Source organism: Singulisphaera acidiphila DSM 18658, assembly GCF_000242455.2.
Lineage (GTDB): Bacteria > Planctomycetota > Planctomycetia > Isosphaerales > Isosphaeraceae > Singulisphaera > Singulisphaera acidiphila.
Window position 1 is genome coordinate 859,478 of record NC_019892.1, and the last position, 23,816, is coordinate 883,293.

Sequence of the window (23,816 nt, forward strand, 5' to 3'; positions counted from 1 at the left end):
TTGCAGAAAAAGGGACGTCGTTCGCGGTCCAGTTTGGCCATGGTTAGTGAATCGGTTCGAGCGACCACAATTCTGGAGTGAAACCTGACGGCGCGCACCGGCACCGGCCAATCGTCGGGCGACGATGGGCCGGTCCGGGGGTGTTGAATCGATGGTTTTCGGCACAATTCCGCCGAAATGGAAGGCGGGGTCCGCCGAAGATTCGGAGGCGAAAAAAGGGGAAATGGTTGATGGATTGAGGATCCGTCCTCGGTTCGGACCGATTGTGAAAATCGGTCCGTGCTCCTTAAGATTCGCCTCCGAATCTTGGCTTCGGCGGACTTCCCGTGATTTGGAATCGCGGGGGCCTTACTTACCCCCACTTTTCCTGCGACTTACTTGCCGTAGACCTTCGACGCGGGCAGGTCGGTGACCCGCTGCGCCTGTGGCTGGTCGTAACGGATCGAGGCGTGCTCCTCGTTTTTCTTGCGCTGCCTTGCTTCGCGAAAGTCACGGCCGATCGCGGAGAAGCCAAAGAGGTGCGAGAGAATCTGGGGCCGGTTGGACCCCGCCGGTCGAATCGGCTCGGGGGCGGGGGTGACGCTGGCCTGCATCACCGAGCGATCCGTTCCGGCCGAACGGCCCGGAGCCTGGTTGGGTCGTGACTGCACGACGCCGATCGGCGACGGGTCGGACGTCGGGGCCTGGCCACCGACGACCGCATAGCCCGGTGCCGAATCACCGCCAACGACCGCATAGCCCGAAGCCGAATCCGAGACGACCACGCCCTGCTGCTGCCCTGCCTGGCAAGCTGTGCAGACGCCTCCCTCGGTCACCACGCCTTCAGTCACGATTCCTTCAGACATCACCCCTTCGGTCACCACCTGCCCGGGCAGCGATGGGGGCGGGGGAACGCTGATCCCTTGGGCTTGGAGCTGCGCCCGCTGGCATTCAGCGCAAAGCTTTTGCTTGCCGAACAGCCCCCGGCGGTGATTGTGCGGATTGCTGCCGGTCGAAGCGGGCGGATCGGCCCAGACAGCGACCGGAGTGGCCAGGGCCAGGCTAAGGACAGCCAGACCGGTGCGTGCGAGGAGGTGCATGGGAACTCCTTTCCCGAAAGCGAACCGAGTCCCCTCGGGAACGTCGGCATATAAGACGGCGGGGGGGTCGCGTCACCAATCCTCGGACATAACCCTCCCGATCCCTATTCCATGATCGACCTGACAGGCTGGTCGTCTTGCGGAAAATCCCTCGAATCGGCGCAAAGCCGTCATGAGGAAACCTGGGATCGCCGAACCGAGGCCTCGGTGGTGTCGCTACTGAACCAACGTCGAGCTTCCGGGCAGGCCCTTGAGGCCCTCCCTGAAGCCCTGGGACCGCGGGTGACCCGCCCCGCTCTTCAATCGGGAATGGAATTGCGGGCGCGCCACTGGTTTTGTCAATGCAAATGTTCAGGAGAAAAGTTGCTTGACGACCTTGCCGCCGTCGACGATCTTGATCGGCCGGCCGAGCGCGCTCATGTTCTCCTTGGCCGGATCGATCTTGAGCGAGTGGCAGAAGCTGGCGAGGAGGTCGGTGACCGCGACCGGCTGGTCCTTGACCTCGGTCCCGTCGGGACTCGAGGCGCCGAGGACCTGGCCCCCTTTGATCCCGCCGCCGGCCAGGGCGATGTTGAACACGCGGGGGAAGTGGTCGCGACCTGCGTTCGGGTTGATCTTGGGGGTGCGGCCGAACTCCCCCATCCAGATCACGAGCGTCCGGTCGAGCATCCCCCTGCTCTTCAGGTCGGCCACCAACGACGCGAACCCAGGGTCAACCTGGCTGGCGTTCTTGGCGACCCCGGCGACCGTCTCCTTGTGGGTATCCCAGCCGGTGGAGCGAACCTCGACGAAGGTCACGCCCGCGTCGACCAATCGGCGGGCTAGCAGGCAGCCCTGGCCGAAGGCACTCGTGCCGTAGGCCGCGCGAACTTTGGCGTCCTCGCCACTCAGGTCGAACGCCTTCATTCGGGGCGAGAGGACCATTCCCGCGGTCTGCCGGTAGAGCGCCGTGTGATCCTTGACCCGATCGGCCCCTCCGGTCCGTTCGAAGGCCCCCTGCTCCAGCGCTTGCATCAGGCCCAAACGCCTCGAGAACCGGGCGGTGCTGACCGGCGGTACGGCGTCGGCGGGTGGTTTCGTCGGGTCCTGCACGACGAACGGCTCGAGCGAGACGCCGAGCATGCCCGCACCGATTGTGGCTCCGCCGATACTGACGATATGGGGGAGGTCGAACTTGGGATCGCCCAACTCATTGGCACTCACGCAGCCGAAGCTCGGGTGCTTGACCGTTCCCGAGGGAGGGTAACCGGTGTGGAGCTGATAGGTGGCCCGCTCGTGGTTCCCCTCCTTGTTGGTCATGGAGCGAACCAGGGCGACGTCCTTCATCACCTTGGCGGTCCGTTCCCAACCCGGCGCGATCAGGATACCGGGCACGTCGGTCTCGATCGGTTTGATGCCGCCGCCGTTGGCGTGGTCCGGTTTGGGGTCGAACGTCTCCATCTGGCTGGGCCCGCCGGCCATCCAGAGCAGGATGCAGGCCATCTGCCGTTTGCGAAGCTCTTCCGCCTGCAAGGCGAGCATGTCGGTGAAGCTGACGGTGGCCAACCCCGCCACCCCGAGGCCGATGCCTCCCAAGAACCCTCGGCGATGGAGGACCCCCTGGCCGTTCATCGCCACTCTGACGATCGTCTTCTCGAACATAGTCGTCATCCTCTCACGTCAGGACCTGTTTCCGGATCAGCGGCGAGTGATGAATTCGGTCGAGTTGATCAGGCTCCAGAGGATGTCCTCGAACGCGTCCTTACGGTTGCCCACCTTGTCGATGTAGCGGCCGCAGGTTTGGACTTCCTTGAGGGTTGGCTCTCGGGCCAGGACACGGATGTAGATCGCGCCGAGGGCTGCGCGGTTATCCTTGGGGTTGGCGGCGAGAATCTGACCGAGCACGCTGTTGCCGCTGCCGCGCATCGCGTTGTGGAGCATCGGGCTGTTCATCAGGTAGAGGGCCTGGGGGATCGTGCCCAGGATGTCTTCATAGGGGGTCGAAGGATCCGCGCCGAAGATTGCGTTGAACCTCGCCCGTGCTCCTCCGGGGCCCCGCATCCCCTTGGTCTTGCCGACCGCCGCTTTGAGGTCCTTCGTTAGGGCGTCTTTCTTCGCCGCTTTCTCCTTGCCCGGCGCGTCCTTGGGCGGGGGATCCACGTCGAAGTTGAGCGCGTGGGCGAGCGAGTCGAGGATCTGGTCGGACCGAAGCCGGCTGGGGCAGACGGCGGCGAATGCGGTTCGGCCCGCCGCCGTGTAGGTCGACCGGACCTCGCGCTGGTAGGCTCGGCTGTTGAGGATCGTGCGGAGGAGCCAGCGGATGTCGTAGCCCCCCTTCTGGAACTCCGAGGCGAGGACTTCGACGACCTCCGGGGCCTTGGCGGTTCGCTCGGGGCCCATGTCGTCGACCGGGCTGTAGAACCCTTCGCCCAGGAGGATGAACCAGACGCGGTTGACGAACGCCTTGGCGAACCAGGGGTTGTCCTGGCCGGTGACGTAGTCGGCCGCCATCCCCAACCGCTCGGCCGTGGTCAGGCCGGCCGGGAGGGTCTCCCCCTTGGGATCGAGGAAGAACTTGGGCGCGACGAAGATCTTCTTCTGCGGGTCGTGCTTGTCGGGCATCGTATAGCGTGGCTTCGCTTTCGCCACGACCTCGACGACCCGCCTCTGTCCCGGGGCGGCCTTGACCACCTGTTTCCGACTCACCCCGTCGAAGTAGGCGGCAAATTCATGGAACTGCTGCCGCTTCCACGAGTCGTTCGGGTGGTCGTGGCACTGGGCGCACTGGATCTGCACGCCCAGGAAGATCCGCGAGACTTCCCCCGCGAGCTCGACCGCCTGCGTCTCATGCGACAGCGGGAAGCTGACCGCGCCGTTCTCGTCGTCGCGGCCGGTGGCCGTGATCAATTCCTTGGCGATCTCGTCCCAGGGGGCGTTCTTGGCGAACTTCTCGGCCAGCCAATCCTCGAGGTCGTTGAAACGCACCTGGTTGGCGTTCTGAGCGGTCGCCCGGAACCGGATCACGTCGCGCCAGTAGTGGGCCCAGTTCCGAGCGTAGTCGTCGCTGCGGAGCAGGTACTCGATGAGCTTGGCCCGCTTGTCCTTCTCGCGAGTCAGGACGAAGCCGCGGGTCTGCTCGGGGCTAGGGAGCTTGCCCGTCAGGTCGAGATGCACTCGACGCACAAATTCAACGTCCGTCGTTGCCTTCGCCAGGGGGACCTTGGCCGCTTCCAGGTGCTTTTCCATCAGGATGTCGAGCCCTTCGCTGGTGAGCGTCGGAATCGACACGACTTTGGCGGGGCGCTGTGGCAGCTTGCCGTTTCTCTCGGCAGCGTTTGCCTTGGCTTTGCCCTTCTTGGCGGTGGGGGTGGGATCGGCTTTCTTGACGCTGGCCACGGTCACGCTGGGCGGTTTCTCTGCCTCTGGATCTGAAGGCACTGCCGCCATTGCCAGCAGACCGGCCGACGGCGCGACGACCAGGACCACCGCAATCACGCGGCACCACCGCGTGCCCGCCTTCCGGGAACCCGTCATGCCAACCATCCTTTCGGATCGAGATCAAACCCCCTTCACCGCCTCACTCCTGCTCATCCTGCTTTGTGATGACAGGCGTCGCTGAGTGATTGAACCCAAAAGCAATCATTCCGTCTCGTTTTGGCCGGAGTCGGCTCGTCTTTTTTTTCAAAGCAGAGGGGAAGTGCTACCTGCATTGTAGGTTGGATGCAGCCAAAAGAGAACACTTCCCCCCGCTTTGGGGATTACAAGACCGGTTGCAGCGGCGCGGGAGCGCCGATGACCGTCCACACGATCAGGATCATTACGACCACAAGGCTTACGACCGCCATCAGGCCGTTGGGCATAAAGACTTTGGCTCTCAGGGCATACCGATAGCCGAAGAAAACGAACAGGAAGACCGCCAGGAGCAAGCCCAAGGGGCGTCCCCAGACGTTCCCTTGGACCGACAGTGCGAGGGCGACCAAGGCCGCCACTGCGCTGACGAGCCCTGCGATTAACGACGGCCGGCTTCGCGCTTTCACGAACCCCATGATGCCGCCCACCGCCAGGAGGATGGCGTAAATTCCGAGTGTGACGTGTCCCACGAGTGGGTACATAATCGGTCTCGCTCTTTTCGTTTCGAGATAGGGCGTGAAAACCACGCCGGCGTTCATTCCAAAGCGGAATAGAAAAGAAAGTGCTTCAATTCAAATGGGGGGCGTGGACCAGCAGGCGACCCAGCCCAGGGCTTGTCCCACATAGGGAATCGCGCGGGGCAGGTGTTCGGCGAGCTCGGGGGGGACGATCAGGGATTGCTCCCCCTCGAGGAGCAGGCCGGCCTCACGACCCGCCTGGAGATATTGCTCGATGGTGCGGTGAAACGTCGTGATCGCGCGTCGGAGACCGGTCTCGGGGTCGATGAACCGGGCGCGTTGCCCTTCGCCGGTCCGGTCGGGATGCAGGGCCGACACGATACAGCGGCCCCCTGGTTTCATCACTCGGGCCAACTCTGCGAGGAGGCGAGGGAGATCGGCGATGTGTTCGACCACGAGCCCGAGCACGACCACGTCGAACGTGGAGGCGGGGAATGGTAAGGCACGCGGCAGGGCGTGCCGGACCCAGCAGACTTCGTGGCCGTCGCACTTCACCCGGGCTTTCGCGATCATTTCCAGGGTCAGGTCGAGCGCCCAGACCTTCGCCCCTGCGTCGGCCAGGGCCCAGGTGTGCCGGCCGGTTCCGCAGCCCAGGTCGAGCACGCGCGCCCCGCGCAGCGGGCCGAACCAACTCCTGACGACCGGCTCTTCCATCGCGATCAAGGGGTTCCCGTCGTCGTCGTAGCAGGAGGCCCAGGCGGCGTAACCCGCTTGGATCGAAAGCTCTTCGGGGAGTTCCTGTCGCATGGTGGTCGGCTCAGCTTGTCGGGCGTCGGCGGATGCGCAGCCTTCATTCCAACGTCCGGTTCGGCTGTGGGCAATGGATGTTTCACTGCGGTCGACCCGGAATCGGGCGATCGGTTTGGCTTATTTTCCTTCGAAATGAAAAAGTGGACGCAACTTCGGCGTCCCGGTATTTGCGGGAGGAGCCCGAGGTTGCGTCCACGTGCGACGAGAAGTTCGGAGCGGGTGGCCGGTGAGCCCTCGAAGGACTCACCGAGCCTTCCCGCCGTCATTCTCCATACGACTTCAACAATTAGGGGTTAGCAGGGGGCGGCGGAACGGCGTCCGGCGGCACGATTGAGTCGGGAGCCGGCGGGGTGACCGGGGAGCCGACCGGCGGCTCAACACTCAGCGGGCTGGCGTTGACGTCGGTGGGCCGGCCCAACTGGTTCTGGACCGCCGGAATCGATCCCGGTGCGGGCGGCACGGCGACCGGACCGATCGAATTCGGCTCCAGGCCCATCGCCTGCATTCGCGCTCGTTGTGCCGCGGCCTGCGAGTTGGCCATGGGGAAATTAGGACCGGGGGCGAAATACTGGACGTCATCATGCATGTACTTGCCCGAGGGCAGGGTCATGCCGGCATACTCGACCTGACAACCGACCGACGGAAGCAACCAGCCAATTGCCAGCGCAGCCCATGCTGCGTAGCGTTGGCGATTCCGTCGCGACGATCCCGTACGGTGGGACCACATCGTTTCCACCCTCCTTGGCGAAAGCGGCGGTCGATCCTGAACCGCCGTCCGTGCATCATTTTCGACTCGATCCGAAAATCGCAACGTTTCAGGTCGTCGCGGTCGTCGGGTTTCGATCACACCTAGGAAATCGGTCGGTCAGGAGGGTCAAGCCCAATGTTTCCGCGCCAAGTCTCCAAAAGAGACACAAACGAGGGGGGCGGCGATCGGGCTTGGCCGATCTCCGAGCGTCGTTACAATGCTCCGCTCATGAGGCCGAGGAACGGGGGTCGGGCCCGGCTTGCGATCGAGGGTTGGGGCAATTCTTTGATGTTGTCGTTGGCCGAGGCGCGGGCGCAGATACTGGAGCGGGCGGAACCGGGCGAAACCATTGAGGTCTGTCTGGCCGAGGCCCTGGGGCTGGTGTTAGCCGAACCGGCCGTTGCAGATGTAGACCTCCCCCCTTTCGACCGAGCGGCACTGGACGGCTACGCTCTTCGCGCATCTGACGGGCGGGTTGAGACTCGGCTCCGGGTCGTCGGCCTGCACGACGATGACGAGTGTTCGGAACTCGAGATCAGCGCCGACGAGGCCGCGCATGTCGCGCCGGGCGACCCGATCCCCTGGGGGGCCGACGCGGTCCTGCGGTCGGACCGGATCCGCCCTGAGCCCGACCTCGGCCCCCCTCGGCTTGTCGAGGTCCTCGAACCTGTCGAGGTGGGTGAGAACCTGGTCCCCCGTGGCCACTACCTCCGTGCTGGTACCGAACTGGCCCCAGCGGGTGCTCGGGTTCGGATGGCGATGGTTGGGCTTCTCGCCGCGCAGGGATGCGTGCATCCGGTTTGTTACCGCCGGGTCCGGGTGGCCGTATTTGCGGTGGGTGACCACATGGTCGGACCGGGCGAAGCGCCCGTCATGCACCGCGAGCGCAATGCCGCCGGCGCGACGGTCGTGGCGCCTTGCCTGCGCTGGGGAGCGACCGCGCACGACCTGGGAGCGATCGCCGAGGACGACCTTGACGCCGCCCTGTCCCGTGCCTTGACGGCTCCGATCGTGGTCGTGATGGGTCGATCGACCTCCACCTTGCGGCGGGCCCTCTTACGCGCCGGGGTCGAGCCGGTAATCTCGGGAGTCTCGATTCAGCCCGGCAGTCGGATGAACTACGGAGTCGTCGTCGGCCCCTCGGGGCGCGTCGAACACCACGTCTTCCATCTTCCGCCGAGCCCGATTGCCGCCTTGACGGTCACCAGCCTTCTTGTCGGTCCCTTGATCGCGCGACTCCAAGGGGGCTCGGCCGGTCCCCCCCCTGCCCTTCGCGCCGTCTGGACCGCTCCCCATCGTCCGACCGACGATCGCCTCTGGGCCGTTCCCGTCACTCTCGCGGTCGACGACCAGGCGCGCCTGCTCGCGACCCCCATCGACTATCGCGGCAAGGACGACCTCCTCGGCTTTGCCCGTGCCGAGGCCCTCGCCCTGCTCGCCCCCAAGAGTGGTCCTTGGCAGGGCGGCGAGATCGTCGAAGTTGCCCCCCTCGGCCCTTGGCCGCCGCACGACTCCTGATCGAGCCGCCTGCTTTTGGGCGATTCTCGTTCGAGGGGAGGACAGGTTGAGCGTTCCGGGTGGCTGGGGGCCGTATGCGGACCTCAGCCACCCAGAATCTGAGCAACGTGCGGGTGACCCCGTGCTACGCCGGCTTGACAGCCTGGAGCGTGTAGCTGAGCGGCAGCCGCCAGGGGGCCTGGGTGAGCCGCCACTCGCCATTGTCGAGACGCTCCATCTGGCCTGGAAGCGCATCGTACGGCACGCTGTCGTGCTCGACGAGTGCGGTGAGTGTCAGCCCCGCGTTTTGAAGAGCCGTGACGATTTCGCCCAGGCCGTGATTCCACTCATGGGTCACGGTTGCCGTAAGCTTGGCATCGGTTTGGACATAGGTGCCATTCTGGTCCCAAACGAGGGGTTCGTCACGCTCGAAGTAAGGGTACTCCACGACGAGCAGGCCGTCTTCACGAGCCTCGCTCAATGCCCAGAGGATCGGATGCCCCTCCCGGAGGAAGAGTCTCCCGCCCGGTCGCAGTAGCCTCGCGACCACGTCGGCCCAGCGTCGGATGCTGGGGAGCCAGCAGAGCGCGCCGATGCCGGTGAAGACGAGATCGAAGTCCGTACGTCCCAGCGCCTTGGCCGCGTCGTAGACATTCGCCTCGACGAAGTCGACCTGGGCGCCGACACTTGCTGCGAGGTCCCGGGCCTGGTTCAGCGAGGCCGGAGAGAAGTCCAGGCCGGTCATCCGAGCGCCCAGGCGGGCCAGGGAAATCGTGTCGGTGCCGATGTGGCACTGCAAGTGGACGCCGCGCAGGCCGGCGACGTCCCCCAACCGCGGCAGGTCGAACCGGACGACGTCGCTGAGGAACGTCGGGTCGGCTCTGAAGCGGTCCAGAGCGTAGTCGGGGGAGGCCGCGTGAATGGGAGCGCGCTCGTTCCAGTTGGCGCGGTTCACTGCCTGATAGTCGCTCATGCCGTTTCCTTACGTCTCGACGCCGCCAGCTTTTGTCGAAAATGGCGGTTTGGTCCGTCATCGTCATGGCTCAAGAAGAGCGAGCCAAGATCGAGACAGGCCAGCAGCTTCGAAAGCAAGGTGGTTGTCCCCTGCAGTCGGCTAAAATCCTACGATAATTCCAGGCATGACCAGATGCTCCGCAGTCCAACTGCGCCAGAGCAAATCGGGCATAATCCAAGCATCATTCACCTATTTTAACGCCGCCGAAGTCCTGTTTGCAAAATACCAGTCAGTAAATCAAGTTTCCCCCAAAGTTCGGCGTCTTTTTATTTTGAATATCGGAAATCCAACGCACCAAAACATCTCTGCCTGTAGGCCACAATTGGGCGCACTGTTGAAAATACTGGATCACGCAGTCACGTTCACCGATTTGTAATAAATCATTTGCAAGAGAAGCACTTGGACCGCTTGCGGATACTAGAATCAATGGATCACAATCTGGCGGAGTGATTGCTAGTATCAAATGTCGCTTGGCTTCTTCTCTATCGCCTTTTGCCAAGGCTACTCGGCCCAAGAGGAGGTTTCCTTGATGAATGAAGCCTCCACGCATCAAATTGTTTTTGTTTGTCCTGAACTTAAATTGTTGGCAACCGCGCGAGACGAGTTCTTCTGCGTAGAATTGGGCTTTATGGATCTCTCCGGCCTCGAAAGCAGCCCTGGCCACGCTTGGCAATGCGAGATTTGACCATCTGGTATTCTCGGTGGCCAGTTCCAGAGCCTGCTCAAATTCGGAAAAGCACACGGCAGACCAATCCGTTCCAGACTCGAATGATTGGTGCCGCCCCATTCTCTTGTAGAGGTTGCCTAGATGCCAATGCCACTCGGGATTATCGGGATCAAGGCTAAGACACCTACGATACCATCTCACGGAGAGAGAAGGATCATGCAATGCAAAAAATTTTGCTGCATTACTAATTATAAATTTATCATCAGCGCACTCACTAACATGATTGATCCATAAGATTTTTGCTTGATCAAAAACAACGCCGTCGAGGTAAGGGGAAAGCGACGCCAAGGGAGGAGCCGCGAGTTCCGAGCCAGGGATTGTCGCGATAATCCGCAGTATCTGCTGTTGGCGGCTTATATTGACATTGTCGGATTGCAAGTAAAAAATTAAATATAAAACAAGAACAATTCTTAACATTGCAAGATCGTTAGGATCTCGACGAAGCTCGCTCTCATAGTAGGGTAGCTGTTCGATTCCTACGCTGGAAGCAAGTCGATAGAAGGCTTGTTGAGCGAGTTCTCGCACCTCCTCGAGAGGGTCATTTATTGCCTTTTTTAGGGCAGGAATCGCTTCTTCGAGACCCTCAAAATGATCTGCAAGATTTGCGGCTGTTGTCAGTCGCACTTTCTCGCATGCCTTGTTGCCCAAATCTGCTAACATTCTAGAAACATCCCACCATGTCGCGCCAAGGATATTGGAAGTCGGGTTGCGATCTACCTGATTCTCAGGCAATGGCGAATTGCACCAAGGACAGCTTCCCGATCGGATCTGGCGATGGGTCGTTTGGCAACAGATTTGGATCATGGGTTAGGATTTCCTGAGTGCCCATTGGCGCAGTTGTGCGGTGATGATCGTGATCCACGACGGTGAAGGTCGCCACCTCGCTGAGAACACAAAGGGCTGGTTCGCCGGGTGCGAGGTTCGCTGGCAAGCTCGGCTGATTTGACCAAACGTCTAACTGGCAAAGTCCGGATCTGGAACGCCTTTGGGCTGAAGCCTCACCAGAGCGAAACCTTTAAGCTCTCGACCGACCGTGCTTCCTGGAGAAGGTCCGCGACGTCGTTGGGCTGTACACGAGCCCGCCGGAGAACGCGATCGTCCTGTCGATCGACGAGAAGAGCCAGATGCAGGCCCTGGACCGCACCCAACCGCTGTTGCCGATGACGCCTGGGCAGGTCGAGCGGTTCTTCGCCAAGACCATCGAGAAGCAGATTCGCCGTAAGGTGTTCCGCAGCGTGGCAGCGTTGGAGAAGGCGATCATGAAATTCTTGGCCGACCATAATGAAAACCCCAGGCCGTTTGTTTGGACCGCCAGCGCGGATTTGATTTTGGACAAGGTGAAGCGGGTTTGCGAGCGAATTTCTCACTCAGGAGACTAGACAATGGGGTCCACCTCACGTCAGGAGGCTCGGTCATGTCTCGAACTCGCATGACGACACGCGGGATGCTGATGGCCGTGGCCTGTGCCGCTGTCACTCAAGCGACCTACCTGGCCCTCCTGCGCGAGGAGTGGGACGGAAACCCGCTCATCGGTTTCTTGATCGTTGCGTCGTGTGTGGTTTGCTTGGCGGCAGTCGCTGCGCAAGGGGCGTTCAACCGGATGAGGGCAAATGGAGGCGGAGAGGGGGCCAGGTGGAAGGCTTTCTTCAAGTCGCTCGCCCTCGCTGCTGTATTGATCGGGGTTACGGACACAGTGTTCATAGCGTCCTATTTGCTCCTCAGCCATGGCCGGTGGTATGTGGTGTCCGTAGTCGATGGCCCGCGCGAGCTGAACCTGGCGGGCATCGTGGACGCGGCGTTCATCGCTTTTGGAGTCGCTTTTCTGCTGAGAAGGTTAATCTGGCCGGGCGAGAGAGCAAGTGCTGTTTCGAGGGAAGAGCCCAGAAAATCGTTGGGGGAAGATCGAAGCCGCAAGGCTTAGCGTACGTTTCTGTCCAGATGATTGTGGGACCCCGGCTACAGTTGTCAACGCACGCGTTCCTGGTGACCCACCGGAACTGTCCTGCGCCGCCGCAAGGCCGGAGCGGCGGTCGTCACCGACCCCGATGCGGCGTCAAAATGTTGATCGAGGATGCCTGCCGGCTGAGCGAGGCGATGGGCCTGTCGGTCCGGTGCGCCGAACTGGCCGGGCTGTTCCTGAGATCCCCTATCCCGGGGAACCCAGCCCGGCAGATGCTCGAAAACCATGCCCAGGATCGAACTTCCCTCCATCCCCTTTGCGTGTCTCACTGTGGCCATATCAGTGATCACAATCACGCCATAGCTGTTTGAGTTTCACGATAAAATGTGCTCCATTTTTGATCAATATCCATGAACTTGTCGCTATTATGGTCGCCAGCACCGTCAATAATTCGAGTTGCGTTAGACACTTATATGTGAAAATTATCAGAATCATCCAAGCAGACCATAATGCAGCAAGCATCGCTGCGAGAACGATCAGACCTCTCCTCAGTTTCGTCATAATTCTGTCCGAGAGTCGGGAATTACCGTCTCATTGCTTGACTAAGGCATGAGACACGCTTGTAGTGGCTCGGGATATCATCGGGGCCGAATCAGCGATCAGGCCTACCGAGAGCGCCGGCAGTTGTTGATCATGGTCCGCCCTCGTCGAAGTAGATGACCAAGCTGTCAGGGAAAGTGACCTCAAACGCAGTGTGCCGACCTGTGACAAATATCTCCACAACATCCCAACAGGCACGACTCATGTTGATGGGACTCTTGTCGGGGCCGCCATAAGCAGGTTGGAGTAGGCATGCCCAGGATCCGGTATGAACTGGAAACACCTTTGAGATTGACGGTCATATCCGCGTTGCTTCCGGCCACAACCGGAGCAGGCAGGCAGGCTCTTGGCTCTGGGCTGAATGACGATCTCGATGACGGGCACTCCCGATTTTTCAACCAGGCGGACCTGCTCATAGACGAAGGACTTGAGCGGATGGACGCGATTGAGGATAGTCTTGAGTTGCATCTTGGGTGGGCTCCGGTTGGGCTTAGTTGTGGTAAACCAATCCTAATCCGGAGTCTGCCCAGGATGCACCTCACTTCTCATTCAAAGGCTCGCGCTAACCCATGACCTTGGCAATTACACCCACAAATTCGACACTCCTCGCTAATCCCGACAGTTTATGAGGCGATTCAACTTGCCTTGACAGCGAGAGTTACAGCCTGCGTGCTGAAGGATGGAGACAAACCCAATCCTTCTGGAGCACGCAGGCCATGGAGACCCAAAGGCCCCCAACTCTCACGATACCGATCTCGTGCTGCCCCAAGAAAGCTCCCTGCCCCACGTGTGGCAAGTTGGGGCGGCGAAAGGATGTCTTGAATCGCCTGATCCGTTCGATCGCCTACCATCAGGTCGTCTACCTTGACGTCACCTACGGCGAGTATCGCGCCCGCTGCCACTGCTGTTCCACGTTTCGGACCATGCCCACGAGCGTGGAATTCAAGGCCCGTTACGATAATAAGGTCCGCCAAGCCGTCCTCGATCGGATCCTCGAGGATGGCATGAGCGTCGAACGCGTCATTCAGTCCATACATCGCGATTTCCTCTTGGACCTGTCCGACGGTTTCGTCTACGACTGTCTTCTCCATCAGGCGAAGCGTCTCGACATGGCCGAGCATCGTCGCTGGGTGCTCGAGCATTTCCGCGGGACGCTTTGCGTCGATGAACTCCATCTTGGTCGTTATGCTCTGCTGCTGGCGACCGACCCCCTGAACGACTTGGCCGTCGCCTTCGCCCTGGTCGCCAGCAACGACAAAGATCACATGCGGCGGTTCCTCAAGAACCTCAAGACCTGGGGATTGGAGCCGGAGGTGGTGGTGACCGACGGCTCGGATCTCTACCCGGCGGTGTTGGCCGAGTTATGGCCATCGGCCCGCCATCAGTTGTGCGTGTTTCATGTCCTCAAGGATCTCCACAAGCTGGTTCTCGATGCGTTGCGGCGGTTCCGTCGTGGACTGGAGCGGCGCGGGAACCGGGGGCGGAAGCGACGGCGCGGCAGGCCCTCGGGAGGCCGCAAGCCGCGACACCGTTCGACCTATAAGGAGAAGTCGGCGTTTATCTTCAGTCATCGCTTCCTGATCGTTCGGCGGCGGGATCAGATGAGCCGCCAGGAGCGGATTGATCTGAACACGATGCTCAACGACCTGCCGGAGTTGAGACCGTTGCGACAGTTCGTGGACGCCTTGCAAAGGTTGTTCGCGGAGAACCAGGGCGAAGCGACGGCTTGGCGGCGGCACCAAAGGCTGACAACGGACCGCGACTTCCTCGGGGTGCCCGAATTGGTGAAGGCCGTGAAGAAACTCGGGCCGGAGAAGTTCGCCAAGATGATCGCGTTCTTGGGGAGCGCCGCGTGTCGGCGGATGCGGACGAACAATCATGTGGAACGGATCAATCGCAAGCTCCGCCATGAGGAGAAGGCCCGCTACAAATGGCGGAGTCGGCGGACGATCGTGCGGTTCATGGTTTTGCTGCTGGACCGTTACTGGGAGCATGAGAAGGCGGCACGAAGCCGCTGGCTGGACGAGACGCCTCCCATCGAACTGGCGCGGGAATCGCCCAAGACTGTTCCGAGGCCTCGAGTCGCCTGAAAAATGGGCCGTGGCTGTCGGGATTAGCGAGGAGTGTCACAAATTCTGCTGAGGAGCCCAAAATTCTTTCTGTCCCCTTTGCGTGTCCTTTTTTTGCAGCTCCACTATTCAGTGTTCAGGCAAAGGGACGCCAGCCTCCCGCAATTCCTTGTCGAAGACTGGGCGAGGAGAACATGTAATTCTAAATCCGTTTGATAATTTTGAATTTATATAAATGTATGCGTAAAAATATTCAAAGCAGATCACGAAATCTACTGATTTTCTGTTTCGCGTAACGCGTAGACCATGGTGTGGCTCGAAACAGGCAGCGATCAGTCCTTTCTCCTCCTTGACTCCCGCTTCGAACGCCTTCACAATCACTTTTCGCTTGTCCTCTCCAAGAATCTGGCACTTCCCCAAAACTTTATATCCATGAAACCCGTGCTCGGGGCTTTCCAATGGCGGTTCAGGTTGGAGGGACAGCAATTCAAAAGTGTCAGCGTGTTCCAAAACTGGCCTGCCCCCCATAACCTGGTCCAGTCTTAATGGAAATCGTACAACTGGCAGAGAGCCAGGGAGCGATCCATGCGAAAACGACCAGGACCGGACCGCATCGCCTCGATGCTGCGTGACATCCAGGCCGACCTCGACGCCGGGTTGAACGTCAACCAGGCATGCCGTAAGGCCGGCATCGCAATGACCACCTACTACCGCTGGAAGACCCTCCAGGAAAATCCAGTATCACATGAGTAACTTCGCGTGGCCGAGCTTGAGGCCGATGTCGATCGTCTCAAACTCCTGGTCGCCGAATTGGCGCTCGACCGGCGCATGCTCCAGGAGGCCTTGAAAAAAGCCATGACCTCCGCCCGACGTCGCATGATCACTTCCGAAATCTGCGAGATATTCGATGTTTCGCAGAGGCGAGCATCTCGGGCGCTGGATTTGCCCCGCTCCAGCCTCCGTTATACTCCCGTGACACGGGATGACCAGGCGACGTTGGCCCGGCGGATCGAGGAGTTTGCCGGTACGTACCCACGGTTCGGCTATCGACGAATCTGGGCACTCCTGAATCGCGAGGGCTGGTCGGTTAACAAGAAGGCGGTCCGGCGGATCTGGCGACTGTCGGGGTTGAAAGTGGCCAAGCCACGCGGTACGCCCAAGCCCAGGCGACCGCACGGCCAGGACCTCAATGCCTGTCACCTCCGGCCGTCTCGCGGTAAAGACGATGTATGGACATGGGACTTTATTTTCGATCGTACCAGTGACGGTCGGAGCCTCAAGTGGCTGAGCTTGATCGACGAGTACACAAGGGAATGCCTGGCGTTGGAGGCGCGACGAGGCATGACGGCCGAGGAGATTCGAGTCATCTTGGCCGAGGTCGCAACGATGCGAGGCGGCCCACCACATCGGGTCCGTAGCGACAACGGCCCGGAATTTGCGGCCGAGGTGGTCTGGTCGTGGTTAGTGGAGACGGGTTCCGGGACGCTGTACGTCGCACCGGCGAGCCCCTGGCAGAACGGCTACGCGGAGTCATTTCACAGCAAGCTGCGCGACGAGTTCTTGGACCGCGAGGAGTTCGAGAGCGAAGTTCAGGCGCGGGCGTTAGGCGAGCTCTGGAAGGAAGAGTACAATACGGAACGCCCGCACAGTTCACTGGCTTATCAGACCCCGGCAGAATTTGCGGCCCGATGCTTGAGGTACGTGCCTATCGAAGAGAATTCGAGCGATCCATCGTATACTGAACAACCGCACCAGTGATTTCTATTATCACTGGATCAAGAAATGGGGAGCAGGCCAGACATGCCCAGGATCGATCTTCAAAATTCCCTCCGTATTCCCTCCGTCCTTCGCGTGTCTCTGTGAACGGTTACGAAGTGGGAGCTTGGCACCCTGACTCTGGAATCAAGACTCCACGATCCCGGAGACGCTCTCCGGATGGGCGGCATCGAACGATCAGCGAGGTGACGCCCCTCTGCCGCAACCAGCGGAAATGTACAGTTCAGCCGGGGAAATCGTCAGCAGCTGGAATTCAGGGAAATAGAGGCTCGGAGCGTCATTCGTGCAATCACTGGCTTGCTTCAGGTGGAGACTCAACGAGGCTTTCCAGAATCGATTTACTGGTATGATCGAACTCTTTTTCGGTAAGCTCGCTCACCACTTGAGTAAATGTATCTGAACTGTTTTTTTTTCTGTAGTTCAGAATTAATAAATTTCGATGAATGTTTAAAATGAAGTCATCAGAATTGACAACAACGGCCGGGGCATAGGTGATCCAGCTTCTTTTCCACCTTCCCCTGTGTTTGTCCAGCAGCGAATTGATTGCGGCCGCTCCAGAGGAATTTGCGGAAAGGCTGCCCTTCCTCGCTGGTTGCCCCGGTCTGGAGAACGTCGCCTCTAGCCGAGCATTCTTCAGCGAAATCTGAGGGTCAGGCTTCATGGAAATTGAGCGGAAAAAGATCCCTGCTAAGACACCGAAAGTAATGATCATGATAATGGCTTTTGTGCTCATGATTGAATTATTCGAAAAAAGCATCGATTTTAATTACTCTTGTTGCTGGATTATGTCTGAATTGCGAATTGTGCCGATTGCTGTATTCAGTGAATTGATTGCAAGCCGTAAGTGCAAGAGTGCAGGCAGTTGAGACCCGCTCGTCCGAATCATCTTCGTTCTGAAGACGGGGAATTCCTCCCCGGATCGTCCGATGCAATGCGCCGCATGGTGACGGATTGGGTCGCTACCGCCACCTCCGAAGTCAATTCAAGGAGGCTACGGATGTCGGCCTTCATTGCAGGGCCCTAAATAGCTCCTCGCAATCTGGAAAGTCTTACCTGTCAGCTTCTTCCAGGAAGTGACGAAATTTCGTCACTCCGCTGCTTTCCCTTATTGAGTGGTTCTATTTAGCCGTGCTGGATTCAACCCTGAGCGATCCGCCGCCGACATCGTTGCAATGCTCGGGGTGACTAGGCAGAGTGTCTGTCGCCAACTGGGCCATCACCTACATCCGGCGTCCCCTCCGATGATTTTTGGCTTAATGACTATCTCAATAACTGTATAGCGGGCTCTCAAGCGGATACGCTGGTTTCTTTTTGTATTTCTCTCGAAGCTTCTCGAATTGCTGACGCGAGAACGTTCGGCAATTGTAAAGAGGGATGCTGTAGCTGCCTCGATTGTCAACAAGGGATTCCAGGTATTTCCTGATTTCTTCGTCTTGTTCAGGAGTGGTCGGAAAGGTGTCCGCCGTATGAATTGGAGGAGCTGGATCGGGATAGACGATACCACTTCCACTTCCACCTCTTGAGGGGCCGCCGCCACTTCCATGCGAAGGCCGGGCACTGCCGCTGCCACTGCCACTGCCACTGCCGCCGCCACTGCTACCGGATTTTCCACCACCAGAACTATCCGTCCCACCCTTGGACGAACCCGGCTGCTGCTCGTCAACTCCGAACGAGATTGAATAACAACTCCCCCCAGGGCCGTCGACCGTAATCTTCTGATGAAATCCGCCAACAGCGTCAGTGTTTTCGATGCGAACGTCCAATCCTGTGGGGTCATTAAAAGTGATGGGATTACCAAAAGTATAGCGGAACAAGTTCGTATCGCCAGCGCGGAATTTCAGCGGGTCTTGGCTGGTCCACCGCCCGAGCGTGGCTGAATAATCGCGATGGCGGAAACTGTACAAAGCGCTCACACCATCGTATCGTCCACCTTGGTGAAGGTAAACCCAACCGTATGCGCTCAAACCCAACGCCGTCCAGTTCGCGGCCAGAACGCTTGCCTGTCCATACGGATCATAGATATACCGCTCGACCACCGCTCCAGTTTTATCCGTGATTGCCGTCACGTTCCAGTTGGCATCCTGCTGGACGTAGAGCCGTTCTTCCAGGATTCCATCGAGTCCGCCCGCATCCCGATCCCGCAATACCAAAGCATCGACGTAGATCGGACTCCAAACGTTCTGAGCCACAGCAATCCCGCTGATTCGCTCCTCAAGCATCTGCCACTGGGCCGAGTAATAGAGATGCACCTCCGTGCCATTGTCTCCGGTGATCCGGCGACCGAGGGCATCGTAGGTGTAGTCGACCAGGAGGTTGTTGCTGGAATTTTTGACTGCCGTGAGGCGGTTCCAGCCGTCGTAGATGAATTTTCGTCCCGTCTCATCGGTCGTCATGTTTCCGTTGGCGTCGTAGGTCAGCGTCGAAGCGCTAACCCCGGTTACCTGGTTCTGGGCGTTGTGGTTCCGGGTCTGGGACGTTCCATTGGTTGAGACACTCTCCCAGTTGCCCAACGCGTCGAAGTCCCATGCCTGGCTCCGCGATGGGCTGGAGACTGTATCCAGGGTGCCACCAGGCGAAGACGCCGACAATGCACCCCGAACGAACCCGGTCAGTTGATTGAGCGAGTCGTAGCCGTTGCCGGAACCGCTGGCGTGGTAAAGCTCGTCCATCGCCGCGTCGAGCAAGTTGCTCCGGTACAGCCGGTTCCCGTTGCGATCGTAGCCGTACTGGAAGCGATCGGTGGCCGTGCCGGTGGCCGGATTGAGCCAGCGCTGATCGATGATTCGGCCGAAGCGGTCCAGGCCCGTGTATTGGTCGCCCCCGTCTCCGTTGGATTCGCCGGTTCGCTTGACGTAGGAGAGGGCGACCCCCGGCTCCGGACGTGACCGGCTGACGATCGTCCCCAAGCCCAGGTAGCTGTACTCTTCGAGGTGCGTGCCAATACCTCCGGAGCCGTTGTCGTCGGCAAGGTAGCTCAGCCGGCTGATGTCGCTGTCGACGCCGCCGGCATAGACGTAATGGAGGACTCGGCCGTCGGGATAGGTCATGCTGACCAGCCGGCTGTGATTGGCGCTGCCGCTCATTTCGCTGTACGCGTACTGAACCTTCGGCGTGGTGAGGGGGTTCACTGCTCCGCCGTGCGCCTGGTACTCGGTGATGAGCTGTCCCAGGCCGTTGTAGACTCGCTGAATCTGGTTGACCACGTTGCCGCCGCTGGCTGCGTCGTAGCTTGTGAGGAGGATTGGACGGCCTGCGACGTCGTAAGTGGTTTCGATGCGCAGGACGCTCTGGTCGATGCCGCTTCCCGGGGTCGTGATTGCGTCGGAGATTTGTCGGCCCAGCACATCGTAGGTATACGTGTGCACTGTGCCGTTGCGGTCGGTCGCCGTCTTGACCTGCCCCAAGGCGTTGTAGGTGTAGACCTCAGCCTCGGTTCCGCTGGCTGCGCCGGTGGTCTTGTCGGGATGGTGAACCTCCCGCGCCAGGTCATTGCTGAAGAGGGCACTGCCAGCGGCCGTATCAACGCCGTAGACATACTCCGTCGTTTGTTGTCCGCCGCCCGGCAAGACCACTTTCAGAGTGAGGAGGTTGCCATTGCCGTCGTAGGTATACTCGACGGTCTTGTTGGTGGTGTCCGTGGGGATTCCGTTGGTATAGGCTTCGATCGTCTTGGTCGTCCGTCCCCGCGCGTCGTAGAACCGCTTGCTGACGATGCCTCGAGGGTCGGTGACGGTTTGGAGCCGGCCGGCGTCGTCGTAGCCGTAGCTGGTCACCAACGCCGTGTCCGATCGAGCGGGAATCGTCGAGGTCCAGGTGTACGCTGACCCGTTGTTGGTGCCAAGGTTGACGACAGCCGTCGTGCGGTCGAGGGCGTCGAAGTAGCTGGCGACATAAGAGACGCGGGCCTTCGTGCCGGAGGACGGGGTCCCCAGCGCTCCCGTGGCCGTCTCATCGTGGAACCGCTGGCGGACGGTTGTCAGGAGGATGTTGCTGTTGGCATCGTACTGGTATTCCACCTGCTCCAGCACGGCGTCGCCCGTGACGGTCCCGGCATCGGCCCAGGACGAATCCCCTCCTCCATTGGTCGTGGAGATCGTGACCGGACGTCCCACGCCATCGTACGCGACCTTCTGCACGAGACCGCCAGGAGATGCCTGCTTGATGACGTTGCCCCGGTGGTCGTACCAGAACGCGGTGGTCAGGCTATCCGACGAGACGGAACCGGTGCTCTGGTTGACGCTGAAAACATGGGTGGCGAAGAGCCGTCCTTGATCGTCGTACTCAAAGGTCGACTTGGCCCGTCGCAAGGAAGCGCTGGGCTGATCGGGCACGCCGTCGTTATTGGAGTCGGTAACCGTTACGCCGTCGCCGTCGAACCATTCGCGGGACGTGACCTGGCCAAGGTTGTTGTAAACGAGATAGGTGATTGGCCGATTGACGTCGGTCCCTTCGCTGACTTGCACACCATCCTTGGTCGCGACGAGTCGGTCGCGCCAGTCGTAGAAGTAGTCGGTGACCCTGGCACTGGCTCCCCCGCCGGGATAGAGCGTCTTCCTGGTCAGATTGCTGTCGCCGATGCCGCCGTTGTCGTATTCCTGAGCACTGACTTTGACCAGATTCACGCTGCTGGTTCCGACCCAGACCTCGATGGTCCGGCCCAGCCCATCGTAGACAGCCTTGGTGATCGTGCCGTTGGGGGTCGTCACCAATTTGAGACGTCCCCGCGTGTCGTAGCTGTAGAGGGTGCGATTGAAGTTGACCCCTTCTGTGCCAAACGACGTGCTCGCCGAATAGGTCAGGCCCGCGACGTTATTGTAGGCGTCGGCCTGGAGTACCTGGCCCCCGACACTGGTGAACTCGCGAGTCAAACTTCGCAATGAGCCAATCGCCTCGGTGCCGGTCGGCCGACCGCTGCCGTCGAGGGCCGGCGTCGCCACCATCGTGAACGTCTCGGTATAGCTCCTGGCCCGGTCTTCGCGAATCACCAGGGTCGGGCCGGTCGGAAGATGCGTGGTCGAATTCCAGCCGGCATAGACCCGAATTTCATGATTTGCGTCGTTGTAGACCGTGTAAGTGGCGTTACCGTTGGGGTCGGTCGTCTTCGTTGCGCGGCCCAAGGCGTCGACTTCAACCCGAGTGATCAGGTTCAGGCCGCCGCCGCTCGGTGTCGTCCAACCTGTAGGCAAAGCCGTGAACTCGCTCGTCACGCTTGTGTTCACGTCGTAGATCTTCTTGACCACGGCACCGGTCGCCGGATCGTACGCCGTGTAAGTCAGAAAACCGTCACCGTCCTTGGTCCAGGTTGGCTGGCCGTAGGCGTCGTAGAAGATCGTCTCCGTGTCGGCCGTGCCAGGCCCGTTCTGGGACGAATTCACCGTCGGATGGGTGATCGTTTCCGATCCGATGCGGGTGGAGTTGGCGTACCAGGTGTAGGAGTAGCTTGTGGTCAGGCCACCCGTACCGTTGTCATTGCGATAAACCGTATCCGTGGCGACTTGGGCCACAGTGACGCCGCCACCGGTGTGGCTGGTGTATGTGATCGTCCTTTGCGGCTGCGAAACCCCCAGTTCCCCTTTTTGCACCGACGCCGTGGACAGATTGCCGATCGCCGCGCCGCTGGCGATGTAGGTAAACGTCTCGATTTGGCCGCTGTAGTCGGACAGATATCCATAATTCCCGGAAACTTCGCCAAGCAGGTCGGCGTAATTTTCGTTGTAGCCGGTGACCGCCGAGGGGAAGGCGTGAAGCACGACTTTGCCGTTATCGTCGTATTTCCAGAACTCGACCCAGTCCTGGTGGGTCGTCGTGTCGCGGAACACCTTGAGCATGATCGCGCCGGCGTAGTTCGTGAACACGATCAGCTGATTGTTATCGGGCAGCGTCTCGACCGTTTTGACCTTCCAACGGTTCATCCCGTTGGAGTTGCTGCTCGTCGTGTATTGGAATGTGAAGGCCCCCAAGCCGCTCGTGCAGACCGAGCAGCCAAATCCTTGCGCAATTTCTTTTGTGACTCGGTGCTCCGAATCGTATTCAAAATAATTGTCGGCATAGGGGGCGACTTGGGTATCGGTTGCCGTCAGTGGGTCGATCACGGCCGCAGCGAGTCGGGCGTACGAGGCCGGACTGAAAAAGTATTTCAGTCCGTGCTTGTATCCCGTCGACGTGTCGCTGGTGTAGTAGCGATAGTAATCGACGTCGATGACGTTTCCGCCGCCGTCCTTGATCGTGGCCGTCCTCAGGTCGCCGATATTGCCGTGGGAGTCTGATTTGCCATAATAGTCATACTCAACCTTGCGTACGGTCGTCCACGCCCCTCCGTTGGTCCCAGGGCCAGCGCATATCAAACACGCTGTAGTGAAAGGACTTGCGTGAGGTAGTCCGTATTAATCATACAGGACATCATCTTTCCACGTAGGCTATCCTTGTCGGGATGACGCTTCAGCAGCGTCACGGCGAACCGCCGAAGCCAGCTCAAGTTGTTCCCCAAAGTCCGCTCGCGAGTGCGGTGCTCATCTTCGCGAAAGTTCACATCGAGTACCCAGTGCATCGACTCGATACTCCAGTGACCGCGGACCGCTTCGCCGAAACGCTTGCCGCTCAGATAGTGGCTGCTGAGATAGTAACGCACCTCGTCCGACTCCGTCCCATCGGCATGCTGCGTGATTCGCACCGCATAGCCAATTGCCTTGATCCAGGGCCAATCCTTCAGCGGCGCGAAATCAGTCGGCACCTTGACCAGATAATAGGAACGCTCGTCGATGCGGCCGTGCCCGGCATCACGGGTCTCGTCGTATCGATAGTGGAGGTCCTCGAGATCGCGTTCCAGGTGGTCGAGGAAGAACGCTTGGATCGCGGTTGCGAGCTTCGGCTGATTGTCTTTGACGGCGATCACGCAGTCGCCGCCACCGTCAACGATCTGCTCGACAATCGCTTTCTGGCAGCCCATCGCGTCGATCGTGATGAGCGTATCCGTGAGGTCAATCTGCTCGAGAAGTTTTGGGATGGCTGTGATCTCGTTGGACTTGGCGTCGGTGGCCACCTGACCCAGCGCAATGCCCTGCTCGCTGGCCCAGGCGCTGACAATGTGCAGATTGCCAAGACCTTTGGCCGCATCGTGCGATCCGCGACAGGCTTTGCCGTCGATAGCGACGTGTCGGCGGGAGTTCTCAGTGTCGGCGGGGATCGCGTCGCAGATCCAGTCCTGGAAGCAGCGTTGAAAGGCTTCGGGTTTCAGCGCCATGAGCAAGCGTCGGATGCAATCCCGTGAGGGGATGCCGTTGGGCAGGGCCAGATGCAGGGCCAGCCAGGACTCACGATTCTTGGCCCAGCGATGAATGGCGGTAGGGCCATCGCATCCGCAGATGACGGCGCAGACCGCGATGACAGCGATATCGACCATCAAGTGCCGACGATTGCGTGCGTGGCGGGGATCGGAGAGCGATTCGAAATAAGAGCCGATGGAGCCGACATCGACGGGCTTGGCCATGGGAGGCATCCTGGGATCGGTCGGTGTCGGCCTCCGCACACC

General features: G+C 60.0%; 17 protein-coding genes and 1 pseudogene. 6 read left to right on the forward strand and 12 right to left on the reverse strand.

Annotated elements, in window-relative coordinates; translation table 11 throughout:
* Positions 1-374: 374 nt before the first annotated feature.
* The 6 genes from SINAC_RS03380 to SINAC_RS03405 all read right to left on the reverse strand — a co-directional run bounded on the left by SINAC_RS03380 (position 375) and on the right by SINAC_RS03405 (position 6,683).
* Complete coding sequence (locus tag SINAC_RS03380) at positions 375-1,079, reverse strand: hypothetical protein (protein WP_015244292.1); 705 nt, start codon at positions 1,077-1,079, stop codon at positions 375-377.
* A gap of 351 nt (positions 1,080-1,430) precedes the next feature.
* Entirely contained in the window at positions 1,431-2,720 is a 1,290-nt protein-coding gene (locus SINAC_RS03385; RefSeq protein ID WP_015244293.1) for a DUF1501 domain-containing protein, read from the reverse strand.
* 36 nt (positions 2,721-2,756) lie between these two features.
* Positions 2,757-4,592: a DUF1549 domain-containing protein gene (locus SINAC_RS03390; RefSeq protein WP_015244294.1), complete on the reverse strand. Its 1,836-nt coding sequence runs from the start codon at positions 4,590-4,592 to the stop codon at positions 2,757-2,759.
* Positions 4,593-4,816: 224 nt separating this feature from the next.
* Positions 4,817-5,170 (reverse strand): TMEM14 family protein, encoded by a 354-nt coding sequence (locus SINAC_RS03395; RefSeq protein ID WP_015244295.1) that lies wholly within the window; start codon positions 5,168-5,170, stop codon positions 4,817-4,819.
* A 90-nt stretch (positions 5,171-5,260) separates the two neighbouring features.
* Positions 5,261-5,953: a class I SAM-dependent methyltransferase gene (locus tag SINAC_RS03400; protein WP_015244296.1), complete on the reverse strand. Its 693-nt coding sequence runs from the start codon at positions 5,951-5,953 to the stop codon at positions 5,261-5,263.
* 289 nt (positions 5,954-6,242) lie between these two features.
* Positions 6,243-6,683 (reverse strand): hypothetical protein, encoded by a 441-nt coding sequence (locus tag SINAC_RS03405; protein WP_015244297.1) that lies wholly within the window; start codon positions 6,681-6,683, stop codon positions 6,243-6,245.
* Between the two features lie 309 nt (positions 6,684-6,992).
* Between SINAC_RS03405 and SINAC_RS03410 the strand changes: the two genes are divergently transcribed.
* Positions 6,993-8,222: a molybdopterin molybdotransferase MoeA gene (locus SINAC_RS03410; protein WP_237722929.1), complete on the forward strand. Its 1,230-nt coding sequence runs from the start codon at positions 6,993-6,995 to the stop codon at positions 8,220-8,222.
* A gap of 124 nt (positions 8,223-8,346) precedes the next feature.
* On the opposite strand, the gene SINAC_RS03415 is transcribed toward SINAC_RS03410, so the two are convergent.
* Positions 8,347-9,174 carry a class I SAM-dependent methyltransferase gene (locus SINAC_RS03415; protein WP_015244299.1) on the reverse strand — a complete coding sequence of 276 codons (828 nt, stop codon included), beginning with the start codon at positions 9,172-9,174 and terminating at the stop codon, positions 8,347-8,349.
* A gap of 271 nt (positions 9,175-9,445) precedes the next feature.
* On the reverse strand, positions 9,446-10,603 hold the full coding sequence (locus tag SINAC_RS39625) for a tetratricopeptide repeat protein (RefSeq protein ID WP_161625867.1): 1,158 nt from the start codon (positions 10,601-10,603) through the stop codon (positions 9,446-9,448).
* A 309-nt stretch (positions 10,604-10,912) separates the two neighbouring features.
* Here SINAC_RS39625 and SINAC_RS41085 point away from each other — a divergent pair.
* Together SINAC_RS41085 and SINAC_RS03430 are read left to right on the forward strand one after the other, a co-directional pair.
* Positions 10,913-11,322, forward strand: a pseudogene (locus tag SINAC_RS41085) (hypothetical protein); the annotation flags it as partial.
* 35 nt (positions 11,323-11,357) lie between these two features.
* Positions 11,358-11,864 (forward strand): hypothetical protein, encoded by a 507-nt coding sequence (locus SINAC_RS03430; protein ID WP_015244301.1) that lies wholly within the window; start codon positions 11,358-11,360, stop codon positions 11,862-11,864.
* A gap of 44 nt (positions 11,865-11,908) precedes the next feature.
* On the opposite strand, the gene SINAC_RS03435 is transcribed toward SINAC_RS03430, so the two are convergent.
* Positions 11,909-12,181, reverse strand: coding sequence for a hypothetical protein (locus tag SINAC_RS03435; protein ID WP_157579408.1), 273 nt, complete (start codon positions 12,179-12,181; stop codon positions 11,909-11,911).
* Between the two features lie 1,080 nt (positions 12,182-13,261).
* On the opposite strand from SINAC_RS03435, the gene SINAC_RS03445 reads away from it, so the two are divergent.
* The 3 genes from SINAC_RS03445 to SINAC_RS03455 all read left to right on the forward strand — a co-directional run bounded on the left by SINAC_RS03445 (position 13,262) and on the right by SINAC_RS03455 (position 16,270).
* Positions 13,262-14,533 (forward strand): transposase, encoded by a 1,272-nt coding sequence (locus tag SINAC_RS03445; protein ID WP_157579409.1) that lies wholly within the window; start codon positions 13,262-13,264, stop codon positions 14,531-14,533.
* Positions 14,534-15,097: 564 nt separating this feature from the next.
* Entirely contained in the window at positions 15,098-15,265 is a 168-nt protein-coding gene (locus SINAC_RS40485) for a hypothetical protein (protein ID WP_015244305.1), read from the forward strand.
* A 6-nt stretch (positions 15,266-15,271) separates the two neighbouring features.
* Complete coding sequence (locus SINAC_RS03455; protein WP_015244306.1) at positions 15,272-16,270, forward strand: IS3 family transposase; 999 nt, start codon at positions 15,272-15,274, stop codon at positions 16,268-16,270.
* Positions 16,271-16,577: 307 nt separating this feature from the next.
* Here the strand turns inward: SINAC_RS03455 and SINAC_RS03460 are convergent, their stop codons facing one another.
* The 3 genes from SINAC_RS03460 to SINAC_RS03470 all read right to left on the reverse strand — a co-directional run bounded on the left by SINAC_RS03460 (position 16,578) and on the right by SINAC_RS03470 (position 23,774).
* Positions 16,578-17,021, reverse strand: coding sequence for a hypothetical protein (locus tag SINAC_RS03460; RefSeq protein ID WP_020467671.1), 444 nt, complete (start codon positions 17,019-17,021; stop codon positions 16,578-16,580).
* A 532-nt stretch (positions 17,022-17,553) separates the two neighbouring features.
* Positions 17,554-22,632 (reverse strand): RHS repeat-associated core domain-containing protein, encoded by a 5,079-nt coding sequence (locus SINAC_RS03465; protein ID WP_015244308.1) that lies wholly within the window; start codon positions 22,630-22,632, stop codon positions 17,554-17,556.
* Positions 22,629-23,774 carry an ISAs1 family transposase gene (locus tag SINAC_RS03470; protein WP_015243931.1) on the reverse strand — a complete coding sequence of 382 codons (1,146 nt, stop codon included), beginning with the start codon at positions 23,772-23,774 and terminating at the stop codon, positions 22,629-22,631. Before SINAC_RS03470 ends, SINAC_RS03465 begins: the two co-directional genes overlap by 4 nt.
* Positions 23,775-23,816: the final 42 nt, after the last annotated feature.

What these genes read in the sequence shown, in the direction of transcription:
- SINAC_RS03385 (WP_015244293.1), bottom strand. Translation starts at nt 2,720, where the DNA reads ATGTTCGAGAAGACGATCGTCAGAGTGGCGATGAACGGCCAGGGGGTC.
- SINAC_RS39625 (WP_161625867.1), bottom strand. Translation starts at nt 10,603, where the DNA reads ATGTTAGCAGATTTGGGCAACAAGGCATGCGAGAAAGTGCGACTGACA.
- SINAC_RS03380 (WP_015244292.1), bottom strand. Translation starts at nt 1,079, where the DNA reads ATGCACCTCCTCGCACGCACCGGTCTGGCTGTCCTTAGCCTGGCCCTG.
- SINAC_RS03435 (WP_157579408.1), bottom strand. Translation starts at nt 12,181, where the DNA reads ATGGCCACAGTGAGACACGCAAAGGGGATGGAGGGAAGTTCGATCCTG.
- SINAC_RS03410 (WP_237722929.1), top strand. Translation starts at nt 6,993, where the DNA reads ATGTTGTCGTTGGCCGAGGCGCGGGCGCAGATACTGGAGCGGGCGGAA.
- SINAC_RS03395 (WP_015244295.1), bottom strand. Translation starts at nt 5,170, where the DNA reads ATGTACCCACTCGTGGGACACGTCACACTCGGAATTTACGCCATCCTC.
- SINAC_RS40485 (WP_015244305.1), top strand. Translation starts at nt 15,098, where the DNA reads ATGCGAAAACGACCAGGACCGGACCGCATCGCCTCGATGCTGCGTGAC.
- SINAC_RS03460 (WP_020467671.1), bottom strand. Translation starts at nt 17,021, where the DNA reads ATGAGCACAAAAGCCATTATCATGATCATTACTTTCGGTGTCTTAGCA.
- SINAC_RS03430 (WP_015244301.1), top strand. Translation starts at nt 11,358, where the DNA reads ATGTCTCGAACTCGCATGACGACACGCGGGATGCTGATGGCCGTGGCC.
- SINAC_RS03400 (WP_015244296.1), bottom strand. Translation starts at nt 5,953, where the DNA reads ATGCGACAGGAACTCCCCGAAGAGCTTTCGATCCAAGCGGGTTACGCC.
- SINAC_RS03405 (WP_015244297.1), bottom strand. Translation starts at nt 6,683, where the DNA reads ATGTGGTCCCACCGTACGGGATCGTCGCGACGGAATCGCCAACGCTAC.
- SINAC_RS03470 (WP_015243931.1), bottom strand. Translation starts at nt 23,774, where the DNA reads ATGGCCAAGCCCGTCGATGTCGGCTCCATCGGCTCTTATTTCGAATCG.
- SINAC_RS03415 (WP_015244299.1), bottom strand. Translation starts at nt 9,174, where the DNA reads ATGAGCGACTATCAGGCAGTGAACCGCGCCAACTGGAACGAGCGCGCT.
- SINAC_RS03390 (WP_015244294.1), bottom strand. Translation starts at nt 4,592, where the DNA reads ATGACGGGTTCCCGGAAGGCGGGCACGCGGTGGTGCCGCGTGATTGCG.